Source organism: Streptomyces sp. ICC1, from assembly GCF_003287935.1.
GTDB lineage: Bacteria > Actinomycetota > Actinomycetes > Streptomycetales > Streptomycetaceae > Streptomyces > Streptomyces tritrimontium.
The window spans coordinates 8,140,532-8,153,000 of the sequence record NZ_CP030287.1 but is presented as its reverse complement, the minus strand read 5'-3'; the positions used below and the strand labels follow the sequence as shown (position 1 = coordinate 8,153,000).

Annotated in this window: 11 protein-coding genes and 1 pseudogene; 7 read left to right on the top strand and 5 right to left on the bottom strand. The window is 72.2% G+C overall.

The window, feature by feature from the left end; genetic code table 11:
* The first annotated feature begins 141 nt into the window (after positions 1 to 141).
* The 5 genes from tatA to DRB96_RS38140 all read left to right on the top strand — a co-directional run bounded on the left by tatA (position 142) and on the right by DRB96_RS38140 (position 6,080).
* On the top strand, positions 142 to 438 hold the full coding sequence (tatA, locus tag DRB96_RS38160) for a Sec-independent protein translocase subunit TatA (protein ID WP_112452515.1): 297 nt from the start codon (positions 142 to 144) through the stop codon (positions 436 to 438).
* A gap of 53 nt (positions 439 to 491) precedes the next feature.
* Complete coding sequence (tatC, locus tag DRB96_RS38155) at positions 492 to 1,457, top strand: twin-arginine translocase subunit TatC (protein WP_112452514.1); 966 nt, start codon at positions 492 to 494, stop codon at positions 1,455 to 1,457.
* Positions 1,458 to 1,480: 23 nt separating this feature from the next.
* Positions 1,481 to 2,371: a diacylglycerol kinase gene (locus tag DRB96_RS38150; RefSeq protein ID WP_112452513.1), complete on the top strand. Its 891-nt coding sequence runs from the start codon at positions 1,481 to 1,483 to the stop codon at positions 2,369 to 2,371.
* Positions 2,372 to 2,474: 103 nt separating this feature from the next.
* Positions 2,475 to 5,327 carry a DEAD/DEAH box helicase gene (locus DRB96_RS38145; protein ID WP_112452512.1) on the top strand — a complete coding sequence of 951 codons (2,853 nt, stop codon included), beginning with the start codon at positions 2,475 to 2,477 and terminating at the stop codon, positions 5,325 to 5,327.
* 90 nt (positions 5,328 to 5,417) lie between these two features.
* Positions 5,418 to 6,080, top strand: coding sequence for a TetR/AcrR family transcriptional regulator (locus tag DRB96_RS38140; RefSeq protein ID WP_112452511.1), 663 nt, complete (start codon positions 5,418 to 5,420; stop codon positions 6,078 to 6,080).
* A 123-nt stretch (positions 6,081 to 6,203) separates the two neighbouring features.
* On the opposite strand, the pseudogene DRB96_RS38135 reads toward DRB96_RS38140, so the two are convergent.
* Positions 6,204 to 6,428, bottom strand: a pseudogene (locus tag DRB96_RS38135) (vitamin K epoxide reductase family protein); the annotation flags it as partial.
* A gap of 280 nt (positions 6,429 to 6,708) precedes the next feature.
* Here DRB96_RS38135 and DRB96_RS38130 point away from each other — a divergent pair.
* Both DRB96_RS38130 and DRB96_RS38125 read left to right on the top strand, forming a co-directional pair.
* Positions 6,709 to 7,503: a hypothetical protein gene (locus DRB96_RS38130; RefSeq protein ID WP_112452510.1), complete on the top strand. Its 795-nt coding sequence runs from the start codon at positions 6,709 to 6,711 to the stop codon at positions 7,501 to 7,503.
* 275 nt (positions 7,504 to 7,778) lie between these two features.
* Positions 7,779 to 8,222: a hypothetical protein gene (locus tag DRB96_RS38125; protein WP_239516572.1), complete on the top strand. Its 444-nt coding sequence runs from the start codon at positions 7,779 to 7,781 to the stop codon at positions 8,220 to 8,222.
* 16 nt (positions 8,223 to 8,238) lie between these two features.
* On the opposite strand, the gene der is transcribed toward DRB96_RS38125, so the two are convergent.
* The 4 genes from der to DRB96_RS38105 all read right to left on the bottom strand — a co-directional run bounded on the left by der (position 8,239) and on the right by DRB96_RS38105 (position 12,408).
* Positions 8,239 to 9,699, bottom strand: coding sequence for a ribosome biogenesis GTPase Der (der, locus tag DRB96_RS38120; protein WP_112452508.1), 1,461 nt, complete (start codon positions 9,697 to 9,699; stop codon positions 8,239 to 8,241).
* Between the two features lie 75 nt (positions 9,700 to 9,774).
* Positions 9,775 to 10,362: a lysophospholipid acyltransferase family protein gene (locus DRB96_RS38115; RefSeq protein WP_112454261.1), complete on the bottom strand. Its 588-nt coding sequence runs from the start codon at positions 10,360 to 10,362 to the stop codon at positions 9,775 to 9,777.
* A 56-nt stretch (positions 10,363 to 10,418) separates the two neighbouring features.
* Positions 10,419 to 11,153 (bottom strand): (d)CMP kinase, encoded by a 735-nt coding sequence (gene cmk / locus DRB96_RS38110; RefSeq protein WP_112452507.1) that lies wholly within the window; start codon positions 11,151 to 11,153, stop codon positions 10,419 to 10,421.
* 166 nt (positions 11,154 to 11,319) lie between these two features.
* On the bottom strand, positions 11,320 to 12,408 hold the full coding sequence (locus tag DRB96_RS38105; RefSeq protein WP_112452506.1) for a prephenate dehydrogenase: 1,089 nt from the start codon (positions 12,406 to 12,408) through the stop codon (positions 11,320 to 11,322).
* Between the last annotated feature and the right edge of the window lie 61 nt (positions 12,409 to 12,469).

Here is a 12,469-nt window from a genome sequence, read left to right as displayed (position 1 = left end):
GACCACGCAAGCGGTGATACCCCGGGGGATTGCCTGCCGTTAACCCCCGGGGGTTACGATCCATGTCAGAGCGGTATACGGATCCAGGTCCGAGCCGCCTGGCCACCACAACCAGCCGTTTCGGTGAGAAGGAAGACACACATGATCGGCAACCTGAAGCCCCTCGAGATCCTCCTGATCGTCGCCGTGATCTTCCTGCTGTTCGGTGCCAAGAAGCTTCCCGACATGGCCCGCTCGCTCGGCAAGTCCGCCCGCATCCTCAAGAGCGAGGCGAAGGCGATGAAGAAGGAGGGCGAGGCGGAGGACGCCGCGACCGCCTCTTCCGTCGCCGACCAGGCTCCGCAGCAGCAGGCGGCCCCGCGCACGATCCAGGCCTCGCCCGGTGACGTCACCAGCGCCCGGCCGGTCAGCGAGCCCAACCACACCACCAAGAGCTGACTCCAGCCGACCGAGGTCGCGCCAGTCATCTGCATCGAGACAAGGGACGTGGGTTGCTCAAGTCTGCCCGCAAGCAGGAGAAGACGGACCAGAAGGCAAAGGACGCCGAAGGGCGCATGCCGCTGGTCGAGCACCTGCGTGAGCTGAGAAACCGGCTGCTGAAGTCGGTCCTTGCGATCCTCGTGATCACAGTGGTGGCCGCGTTCTTCTACAAGGACCTCATCGACTTCATGATGAAGCCGATGCTGGACTCCGTCGGATGCACCAACGGCGTGATCGAGCAGCGCAACGGGCGGCCCTGCGCCTCCATGACGGTCAACGGCCTCATCGCGCCGTTCTCGATCGCATTGAAGGTCTCGCTCACCGCCGGTCTCGTGCTCTCCGCGCCGGTGTGGCTGTACCAGCTGTGGGCCTTCGTGGCCCCGGGCCTGCACAGCCACGAGAAGAAGTACGCCGTCGCCTTCGTGGCGGTCGGCGCTCCGCTGTTCGGCGCGGGCGCGGTCCTCGCGTACAACGTGCTGCCGCAGACCGCGGTGATCCTGCTGGAGTTCACCCCGGACAACGCGAGCAACCTGCTGCCGGTCGACGACTACCTCGACCTGGTCACGCGCATGGTCATCGTCTTCGGCCTGGCCTTCGAGCTGCCGCTGCTGCTGATCCTGCTCAACTTCACCGGCGTGCTGACCGCGAAGCGGCTCGCGAGCTGGTGGCGGGCCATGGTGCTGGGCATCACGGTCTTCTCGGCGTTCGCGACCCCCACCGGTGACCCGCTGACCATGCTGGCGCTGGCCGCGCCGATCGTCACCCTGTACTTCGTCGCGCTCGGGGTCTGCCTCTTCAACGACCGCAGGCGGGCACGGCGCAACCCCGATGCCGGCCTCGACGACGACGAGGCCTCCGAGGTGGACCTGACCCCGGCGGCGCTCGGCGAGATCGAGCCCGTGGCCGCCCCCGGCGCCCTGCCCGGTCAGGACGACGGCGGCCGCCGGCGGATCAACGGTTACGACGACGCCACCTGATCCCTGCGGGTAGATTCCCGTGGGTGAGTGCTGAGATCACCCTCTTCGTCAATCCCACCGCCGGACGCGGCCGGGGCGCGCACGCCGCGCAGCCGGCCGCTTCCGCGCTCCGGGAGGCGGGTTTTTCCGTACGGACCGTGGTGGGCGCCGATGCCCCCGACGCACTGGAGCGGCTGCGCGCAGCCGTCCGGGGCGGCACCGGCGCGGTCGTCGCGGTCGGCGGCGACGGCATGGTCTCCCTCGCCCTCCAGGCGTTGGCCGGGACCCTGGTCCCGCTCGGCGTGGTCGCGGTGGGCACCGGCAACGACTTCGCGCGGGCGATGGGGCTGCCCGTAAGGGACCCCGCGCGGGCGGGGGCCCTGGCCGCCGAGGTGCTCAAGGGGGGCCGGGTCCGCGAGATCGACCTCGGCCGGGTCGACGGGGGCACCTGGTACGGGACCGTGCTGTGCTCCGGCTTCGACTCGCGGGTCAACGACCGCGGCAACCGGATGCGGCTGCCGGCCGGCCGGTTCAAGTACGACCTGGCGATGGCCCTGGAGCTGGCCGCCTTCAGGCCCTTCCCGTACCGGATCACCCTCGACGACGGGCCGGCCGTCGAGACCGAGGCCACGCTGGTGGCCGTCGGCAACGGCTCCTCCTACGGCGGCGGGATGCGCATCTGCGCCGACGCGCGGCCCGATGACGGACTGTTCGACATCACCGTCGTCGGCGACTGCAGCCGGGCGACCCTGCTGAAGGTCTTCCCGCGGGTCTACAGGGGGACCCATCTCGGCCACCCCAAGGTCACCGTGTTCCGGGCCGCGAAGGTGACCCTGGAGGCGGCCGGCAGTACGGCCTACGCGGACGGCGAGCCGCTGGGAGCGCTGCCGGTGACCGCCGAGTGCGTCCCCGGGGCCCTGCGGCTCCTGGCGTAGGACGGCTGCGGGGAGGGGGGAGCGCGGGACGGCGTAGGCCGTCCGGACCTCGTCATAAAGATCGCGACTGTTGTCAGGGGCGGCGGGTAGGCTCGACGACAAGATGACCGAAGAACTCTCTCCCGCCGAGCGGTACGCCGCTGCCCGGATCCGCGCCGCCGAAGAGGCCACCGCCCTGGCGCCGTTCCGCGAGATGTACGAATTCGACCTGGATCCGTACCAGATCGAGGCCTGCAAGGCACTGGAGGGCGGCAAGGGCGTCCTGGTGGCCGCCCCGACCGGCTCGGGCAAGACGATCGTCGGCGAGTTCGCCGTGCACCTGGCGCTCCGACAGGGCCGAAAGTGCTTCTACACGACGCCCATCAAGGCCCTTTCGAACCAGAAGTACGCCGACCTCGCCAAGCGCTACGGCGCCGACAAGGTCGGCTTGCTCACCGGTGACAACAGCGTCAACTCCGATGCTCCCGTGGTCGTGATGACCACCGAGGTGCTCCGCAACATGCTGTACGCGGGCTCGCAGGCGCTGACGGGCCTGGGCTACGTCGTGATGGACGAGGTCCACTACCTCTCCGACCGGTTCCGCGGAGCCGTCTGGGAGGAGGTGATCATCCACCTGCCCGAGTCGGTGACCCTGGTCTCGCTCTCCGCCACCGTCTCCAACGCCGAGGAGTTCGGCGACTGGCTCGACACCGTGCGCGGCGACACCGAGGTGATCGTCTCCGAGGAGCGGCCGGTCCCGCTGTGGCAACACGTCATGGCCGGCCGGCGGATCTACGACCTCTTCGAGGAGGGGTCCGACCACGGCGGCCGCGGCTCCGCGCGCCGCGAGGTCAACCCCGATCTGCTGCGGATGGCCCGCGAGGAGAACACCAGCCGCTACAACCCGAAGGACCGGCGGCGCGGGAAGATGGTCCGCGAGGCCGACCGCGAGCGCGAGCGGCGCTCGCGCGGCCGGATCTGGACCCCTTCGCGGCCCGAGGTCATCGCCCGACTCGACGGCGACGGGCTGCTGCCCGCCATCAACTTCATCTTCAGCCGGGCCGGCTGCGAGGCCGCCGTTCAGCAGTGCCTGTACGCGGGCCTGCGGCTCAACGAGGACTCGGCGCGCCTGAAGGTGCGCGAGATCGTCGAGGAGCGGACCGCGTCGATCCCCGCCGAGGACCTGCACGTCCTGGGCTACTACGAATGGCTGGAGGGCCTGGAGCGGGGCATCGCCGCGCACCACGCGGGCATGCTGCCCACCTTCAAGGAGGTCGTCGAGGAGCTGTTCGTCCGGGGCCTGGTGAAGGCCGTCTTCGCCACCGAGACCCTGGCGCTGGGCATCAACATGCCCGCGCGCACGGTGATCCTGGAGAAGCTCGTCAAGTGGAACGGCGAGCAGCACGCCGACATCACCCCCGGCGAGTACACGCAGCTCACCGGGCGGGCCGGGCGGCGCGGCATCGACGTCGAGGGCCACGCGGTGGTGCTGTGGCAGCGGGGCATGGACCCGGCGGCCCTGGCCGGGCTCGCGGGTACCCGTACGTATCCGCTGCGCTCCAGCTTCAAGCCCTCCTACAACATGGCCGTGAACCTGGTCCAGCAGTTCGGGCGGCACCGCTCGCGCGAGCTGCTGGAGACCTCCTTCGCGCAGTTCCAGGCCGACCGCTCGGTCGTCGGGATCTCCCGGCAGGTGCAGCGCAACGAGGAGGGCCTGGAGGGCTACCGGGAGGGCATGACCTGCCACCTGGGGAACTTCGAGGAGTACGCGCGGCTGCGCCGCGACCTCAAGGACCGTGAGAACGACCTGGCCAAGCAGGGTGCCGCCCAGCGCCGGGTGCAGGCGGCCTCCTCGCTGGAGAAGCTGAAGCCGGGCGACATCATCCACGTGCCGACCGGCAAGTTCGCCGGGCTCGCGCTGGTCCTGGACCCGGGCGTGCCGGCCGGACGGTCCAACGGGTACCGCGGGCACGAGTACACCGAGGGTCCGCGCCCGCTGGTGCTCACCGTGGAGCGGCAGGTCAAGCGGCTCGCCGCGATCGACTTCCCGGTGCCGGTCGAGGCCATCGAGCGGATGCGCATCCCCAAGACGTTCAACGCGAAGTCCCCGCAGTCCCGTCGGGACCTGGCCTCCCAGCTGCGGACCAAGGCCGGGCACCTGACGGTCGAGCGCCACTCGCGCGGCCGGGCGGCCGCGGCCGACGACCGCGAGATCGCGCGGCTGCGCACCGAGCTGCGGGCGCACCCGTGCCACGGCTGTGACGAGCGCGAGGACCACGCCCGCTGGGCGGAGCGCCACCACCGGCTGCAGCGGGACACCGAGCAGCTGGAGCGGCGCATCGAGGGCCGGACGAACACCATCGCCCGCACTTTCGACCGGATCCACGCGCTGCTGACGGAGTTGGACTACCTGCGCGAGGGTGAGGTGACCCCGCACGGGCGGCGGCTCGCCCGGCTCTACGGAGAGCTCGACCTGCTGGCGTCGGAGTGTCTGCGGGCCGGTGTCTGGGAGGGCCTGAGCCCGGCCGAACTGGCCGCTTGCGTCTCGGCGCTGGTCTTCGAGGCGCGGCAGTCCGACGACGCGGTGGCGCCGAAGGTGCCGGGCGGCGCGGCGAAGGTCGCGCTCGGCGAAATGGTCCGGATCTGGGGCCGGCTCGACGCTCTGGAAGAGGAGCACGGCATCAACCAGGCGGAGGGCGTGGGCCAGCGCGAGCCGGACCTCGGCTTCGCGTGGGCGGCCTACCAGTGGGCCTCCGACCGCGGTCTGGACGAGGTGCTGCGCGAGGCGGAGATGCCGGCCGGCGACTTCGTGCGCTGGTGCAAGCAGGTCATCGACGTGCTGGGACAGGTGGCCGCCGCGGCGCCTTCGTCCGCCGCGCCGCCGTCCTCCGAGGGCGGCAGCTCGGTGGCCCGCAACGCGCGCAAGGCGGTCGACGCGCTCCTGCGGGGTGTGGTGGCCTACAGCTCCGTCGGCTGATCGGATGTGGGGCTTCCTCCAAAAGTGGCCATGGCCGGATCTCATCTCTTGCCATGATCGATTCGACGTGTCCTGTGCGACGATCGGGCCATGACTGGGGCAGCGGACGAAGGGCCGAGACGGGTCGGTCGGCCACGCGCCGCCCCGTTGCGGCCGGACAGCGGCCGGCCGCCGCGCGAGGAACTCCTCTACGCGGCGGCCGAGCTTTTCACGGTGAAGGGGTACGCGGCCACCACCACGCGGGCGGTGGCCGAACGGGCCGGGATGCGCCAGGCCACGATGTACCACTACTTCGGCGGCAAGGAGGAACTCCTCGCCGAACTCCTGGAGTCCACGGTCGCGCCCTCCCTCGCACTGGCCCGCCGGCTGCTCCTGGAAGCGGACCGGCCCGCCACCCGCCGGCTGTGGGAACTGTGCCGCTCCGACGTGCTGTTGCTGTGCGCAGGCCCGTACAACCTGGGCGCGCTCTACCTGTTGCCCGAGGTCGGCGGGGACCGCTTCGCCCACTTCCGCCTGATGCGCCTCGAACTCAAGGACGCCTACGCCGAGTTGCTCGACGGGACCTGCGTCGCGGCCGAACTCGCCGGAGACCGGGCCGCCCTGGCGCTCCGCAACGACCTGGTCTTCGGGCTCATCGAAGGCGTCATGCTCATCCACCGCTGCGATCCGGCCCGCCCCGTGGCCGCCTTCGCGGAAGCCACCGCCGACGCGGCGCTGCGCGTCGCGGGGATCGCGGAGATCGCGGGCCCCTAGTGCTGTGACCGGAAAGGTTCACCGGGTCTGATGCTGTGCTGGCAGGATCGCTCCGTGGATCTTTCTGAGGGGCTGGCTGAGTGGACGGATTGGGACGGTGCCGCCTTCGTGGTGGGCCGCTCGGCCGTAGGCGACCAGGCCCAGCATCGGGTTGGGGAAGCCGAAGCCGGCCGCCTGGTCGCTCTTCATGATGTTGCCGCAGGAGACGATCGGGTTGAGGCTGCAGCCCGGCGTGAAGTCCGGGTCCTCCAGCAGCTTGAACTTGTCGTTCGTGATGACCCAGGCGGCGACCAGTCCCGCGAGCCCTGTGATCACCAGCAGCAGCGCCAGCGCCCGGCTTCTGCCCACCGCCGCCCGCGGCCCCGCGGCGGCTCCCGGCCCGCCACACCGCGCCGCGCGGGCGCCCACCCGGTCGGCCCACCGGCCAAACGGCCAGCACCGACCACCAACTGCGCACAAGCAGAAAACAGTTGGCATGAAAGCAACGCCCCGGTCGGACCGTTCACTCCTTCGGGGGTCCGGTTCGATTCCGTTCCCTCAAACGGCGTGACCCCGGCCGCCGCTCCCCCGTTGAGCCCGGCGAGCCGGAACCCCCCGGCCCCGCACGCCTAGTCCGAGGAGCCACCCCGTGCCGCGCATGCTCGAAGTCAGTGATGAGGTACGTGCCGAGATCGGCGACGAGGAGGCCGAGCGGCTGCTCGCCGGAGACGGGTCCCCGGGCAGTTACGACTGCACTTCCTGCCGCACCCCCGGCGACTCCGAGCGCGAGCAGACCAGCACCGTGCTGTTCGTCGGCGACGAGACCGCCGTCCTCGCCTTCGCCCACGCCGGCTGCATCCCCTCCCAGGTCGTCTCCGTCCCCGAGGCCGACCTCCAGGGCGCCGTCCGCTCCATCACCGGCGACAGCCCCGCCCCGGCCTCCCCCGGCGGCGACGAACCGCAGTCCGTGCCCGGCGGCCAGGCGGTCCTCGGCATCACCAGCGGCCTGATCCTCATCAACGGGGAGCTGCACCCCGCCCTGGTCGTGGAGCCCACCGCGCCCATCGCCCGGCCCGGCACCACCGGTCCCGGCGACGACTTCCTCCCGCTCCTCATCGAGCAGGGCTTCGTCCCGGTCAGCGACACCGAGAAGCTGCCGTCGCCGCTGAGCGGCTGGTCGATCCTGCTCGCCGCCGGCCAGCTGCACTCCGTGCTCCAGCCCGGCCAGGTCGCCTGGTGGCAGGCGCACCGTCCGCTGTCGGTCACCGACGGCTGGCGGGCCGCGGTCAACAAGACGCAGCGCGTCCTGGTCTACGCCGCCCCCGTGGACTCCATCGGCCAGCAGCCCCGCGAGGACCTGCTCCGCGACGCCCTGGACAAGGCCGCCCGCAACGGCAAGCTGGTGGCCGCCTCGATGCCGCTGGCGGGCACCCCGGGCGCCTGACACCCCGCCGGTCCCCCCGGCACGCCGGGGCCCCCGCGAGGGCCCCGGGGCACGCCGGGGGCCCGGCACCCTTCCCTCCCCGATACGGCCGTCCGCTCCCCCTCCGGGGGGCCGGGCGGCGTGCGCCGGGGGTGTGCGGTCCGTCCCGCACACCCCCGGCGATCTGCGTTTTCCGCCCCGTGACCCCGCATCCGCGCGGCGCCGGTTTCGTTGGCTGATACGTGCATTCCTACGATGTCTCCCGCGCCCCGTCCCATCAGAGCAGCGTCCCCCCGATGCGCACCGCGCGGGAGCTGGACAGCGCTCCGGCCGCCTCGCACACGCCCATCTACGACACGCTGTACTCGGAGTACCTGCGCGCCTTCCGGGCCCTCCCGGGCGACCGCACGGGCGAGGAGCACCTCGGGTTCACCGCCTTCTCCTACGGCGGCGCCTACGCCGCGGGCACGGGCTCGTACCCCGTCGGCTCCGGCACCTACGGCAGCGGCGGCTACGGCGGTGGCTACGGCAGTGGCTCCGCGGCCTCCTACGCGGCGGCCGGCTGGAACGGTTCCCCGTGGCAGCCCGCGGACGCCTGGCAGCCCTCCTACGCCCCGCAGCCGCAGTACTCGTACGCGGGCGCCGCCGCGAGCACCGGATACGCGAACGGGCGCCAGCACCAGACCGGGACGCACCACGTCCCGGCGGCCCTGCCGCCCGCTCCGCGCCGGGGCCACTAGCCCCGGCACACGGTCACTACATCTTGCGCTTGTGCTGCGCGCCGCGCTTCTCGCGGACCCGGACCGAGATGTGGATCGGGGTTCCCTCGAAGCCGAACTCCTCGCGCAGGCGGCGCTCGATGAAGCGCCGGTAGCCGTGCTCCAGGAAGCCCGAGGCGAAGAGGACGAACCGCGGCGGCTTGCTGCCCGCCTGGGTGCCGAACAGGATGCGGGGCTGCTTTCCGCCGCGGATCGGGTGCGGGTGCGCCGCGACGACCTCGCCGAGGAAGGCGTTCAGCCGACCGGTCGGGATGCGCGTCTCCCAGCCCTCCAGGGCCGCCTCGATCGCCGGGACCAGCTTCTCCATGTGGCGGCCGGTGAGCGCCGAGACGTTCACCCGGGGCGCCCAGGCGACCTGCTGCATCTCGGTCTCGATCTCGCGCTCGAGGTAGTAGCGGCGCTCCTCGTCGAGCTCGTCCCACTTGTTGTACGCGATCACGATCGCGCGGCCCGCCTCGACGGCCATGGTGATGATGCGCTGGTCCTGGACGGAGATGTTCTCGGTCGTGTCGATCAGGATGACCGCGACCTCCGCCTTCTCCACGGCGGCGGCCGTACGCAGCGAGGCGTAGTAGTCGGCGCCCTGCTGGAGGTGCACCTTCTTGCGGATGCCCGCGGTGTCGATGAACTTCCAGACGACCCCGCCGAGCTGGATCAGCTCGTCGACCGGGTCGCGGGTGGTGCCGGCCATCTCGTTGACGACGACGCGGTCCTCCCTGGCGACCTTGTTCAGGAGGGAGGACTTGCCGACGTTCGGGCGGCCGATGAGCGCGATCCGGCGCGGACCGCCGACGGCGGTGCCGAAGGTCTGCTCGGGCGCCTCCGGGAGGGCCTCCAGGACGGCGTCGAGCATGTCGCCGGTGCCGCGGCCGTGCAGCGAGGAGACCGGGTGCGGGTAGCCGAGGCCCAGGGACCACAGCGAGGCCGCGTCGGACTCGCCGCTCTGGCCGTCGACCTTGTTGGCGCACAGCACGACCGGCTTGCCGGCCCGGCGCAGCAGCCGGACGACGGCCTCGTCGGTGTCGGTGGCGCCGACCTTGGCGTCGACGACGAAGACGACGGCGTCGCAGGCCTCGATGGCGTATTCGGCCTGGGCGGCGACGGAGGCGTCGATGCCGAGGACGTCCTGCTCCCAGCCGCCGGTGTCGACGACCTTGAAGCGGCGGCCGGCCCACTCGGCCTCGTAGGTGACGCGGTCGCGGGTGACGCCGGGCTTGTCCTCGACGACCGCCTCGCGGCGGCCGATGATCCGGTTCACCAGGGTCGACTTGCCGACGTTCGGGCGGCCGACGACGGCGAGAACGGGCAGCGGGCCGTGGCCGGCTTCCAGGATCGCGCCTTCGACATCCTCTACGTCGAAGCCCTCTTCCGCGGCGAGCTCCATGAACTCCGCGTACTCGGCATCGCCAAGTGCTCCGTGGTCTTGCTGGTCGTTCATGAAGTCCGTTCCTCGTCGTTCGTGGTGATCGGTGGGGCCCGCGCAGCGCGGTTCCACTACTAGGTCAAGTCTCGCTCAGCGCCCGGTGAGGCGCTTGGCGTCGGCCAGGTGGGCGGTCAGCCGGTCCTGGATGCGTACGGTGGCCTGGTCCAGCGCGGTACGGGTACGGCGGCCACTGCCGTCCCCCGCGTCGAAGGCATCGCCGAAGACGATGTCGACCCTGCTCTTCAGCCGCGGCAGCGCCTTGACGACGCGGCCGGCGCGCTCGGTGCTGCCCAGGACGGCGACCGGCACGATCGGCGCGCCCGAGCGGACCGCGAAGTACGCGAGGCCCGCGCGCAGCGAGGCGAAGTCGCCCTCGCCCCGGGTGCCCTCGGGGAAGATCCCCAGGGCCCCGCCGTTCTCCAGCACGCCCAGCGCGCGGCCTATCGCGCCCCGGTCGGCGCCGGAGCGGTCCACCTTCACCTGCCCGATCCCTTCGAGGAAGGGGCCGAGCGGGCCGACGTACGCCTCCTTCTTGATCAGGAAGTGCAGCGGCCGGGGGGCGGTGCCCATGACCATGGGTCCGTCGATGTTGTGGGAGTGGTTCACGGCCAGGATGACGGGTCCGGCGGCGGGGACCTTCCAGGCCCCCAGCACGCGCGGCCGCCAGAGGCCGTACATGAGCCCGATGCCGATCCGCCGGCCGACCGCCGCACCCTTGAGGGAGGGCGTACCGCTCACGTGCGACCCGCCCGCTTCTCCGGGTCCCCGGTCGCGCTCCGCCTCTCTTCGACCAAGGTCACCACGCACTCGATGACCTGGTCCAAGGTGAGCTCGGTGGTGTCCACCTCGACCGCGTCGCCGGCCTTGGCCAGCGGGGAGGTCTTGCGGCCCGAGTCGGCGGCGTCGCGCTTGATCAGCGCCTCCTTGGTGGCCGCGAGGTCCACGGCCTCCTTGCCGCGCAGCTCGCCGCTGCGGCGAGCGGCGCGGGCCTCGGCGGAGGCGGTGAGGAAGACCTTGAGGTCGGCGTCGGGCAGGACGGTGGTGCCGATGTCCCGGCCCTCGACGACGATCCCCTCGGCCTCCCGGCCCGCCTCGGCGGCGATGGACCGCTGGAGCTCCGTGATCAGGGTGCGCACCTCGGGGACGGCGCTCACGGCGCTGACCTTGGAGGTGACCTCCTGGGTGCGGATCGGGCCGGAGGCGTCCAGGCCGTCGACGGTGATGGTGGGCGCGGACGGGTCGGTGCCGGACACGATGGCCGGCTTGCCCGCCGCGAGCGCGATGGCCTGCGGGTCGTCGGTGTCGACGCCGTTGGTGATCATCCACCAGGTGATGGCCCGGTACTGGGCGCCGGTGTCCAGGTAGCGCAGCCCGAGCTTGGCGGCCACGGCCTTGGAAGTGCTGGACTTGCCCGTGCCGGAGGGACCGTCGATGGCGACGATCACGGCGGACGGAGCTACGGTTTCCACGGTGCGGGCACCTTCCTGGTTGCGCGTACGTGTCCGGGCGCGCCAATAGCGCCCCTCCTCCAGGTTACCGGGCTTTTCGGCGCCGCCCGCCGGGCGGGCGGACGGCGGCGGACGGCCACGGGCGGCGAAGGGCGGACGGCGGGCGGACCCGGGCCGGCGGGGGCGCCTACTGCTGGCGCAGGGCCCAGCCGCGTTCGCGCAGCTCGGCCGAGAGGGACGCGACCGCCCGGGGTTCGACCATCAGCTGGACCAGGCCCGCCTGCTGGCCCGTCGCGTGCTCGATGCGCACGTCCTCGATGTTGACCCCGGCCCGCCCGGCGTCGGCGAAGATCCGCGCGAGCTCCCCGGGCTGGTCGGAGATGAGCACGGCCACCGTCTCGTACGCCGTCGGCGCCGCTCCGTGCTTGCCCGGCACCCGGACGCGGCCGGCGTTGCCCCGGCGCAGCACGTCCTCGATGCCGGCCGCGCCGCCCCGGCGCTTCTCCTCGTCGGCGGACTGCAGGCCGCGCAGGGCTTGTACGGTCTCGTCGAGGTCGGCGGCGATCCCGGCGAGCACGTCCGCGACCGGGCCCGGGTTCGCCGAGAGGATCTCCACCCACATCCGCGGGTCGGAGGCGGCGATCCGCGTCACGTCCCGGATGCCCTGCCCGCACAGCCGCACGGCCGTCTCGTCGGCCTCCTCCAGCCGGGCCGCGACCATGCTGGAGACGAGCTGCGGGGTGTGCGAGACCAGCGCGACCGCGCGGTCGTGCGCGTCGGCGTCCATGACCACCGGGACGGCCCGGCACAGTGCCACCAGCTCCAGCGCCAGGTTGAGCACCTCGTGGGCGGTCTCGCGGGTGGGCGTCAGCACCCAGGGCCGGCCCTCGAAGAGGTCCGCCGAGGCGGCGAGCGGCCCGGACTGCTCCTTGCCCGCCATCGGGTGCGTACCGATGTACCGGCTGGTGTCCACGCCGAGCTCGTCCAGCTCGCGCCACGGTCCGCCCTTGACGCTGGCGACGTCCACGTAGGCGCGGGCCAGGCCGCGGCCGATCGCGTCGGCCAGGGCGGCGGCCACGTGGGCCGGCGGTACGGCGATGATCGCGAGGTCGGCCCTGCCCTCGTAGGCGTCCTCCGTGCCGGCGCCCAGCGCGGCGGCCGTACGGGCCTGCCCCGGATCGCGGTCGGAGAGGTGGACGGCGATCCCGCGGGAGGCGAGGGCGAGCGCCGCGGAGGTGCCGATCAGTCCGGTTCCGATGACGACGGCGGTTCTCACGGGTGCTCCAGGGATGGGGTCGGAGACGGTCGCGTCTCTACAGTCGACGACGCCCACGATT

Coding starts and splice junctions, on each gene's coding strand:
- tatA (WP_112452515.1), top strand. CDS start 142: ATGATCGGCAACCTGAAGCCCCTCGAGATCCTCCTGATCGTCGCCGTG.
- DRB96_RS38145 (WP_112452512.1), top strand. CDS start 2,475: ATGACCGAAGAACTCTCTCCCGCCGAGCGGTACGCCGCTGCCCGGATC.
- DRB96_RS38140 (WP_112452511.1), top strand. CDS start 5,418: ATGACTGGGGCAGCGGACGAAGGGCCGAGACGGGTCGGTCGGCCACGC.
- DRB96_RS38125 (WP_239516572.1), top strand. CDS start 7,779: ATGCGCACCGCGCGGGAGCTGGACAGCGCTCCGGCCGCCTCGCACACG.
- der (WP_112452508.1), bottom strand. CDS start 9,699: ATGAACGACCAGCAAGACCACGGAGCACTTGGCGATGCCGAGTACGCG.
- DRB96_RS38115 (WP_112454261.1), bottom strand. CDS start 10,362: ATGTACGGCCTCTGGCGGCCGCGCGTGCTGGGGGCCTGGAAGGTCCCC.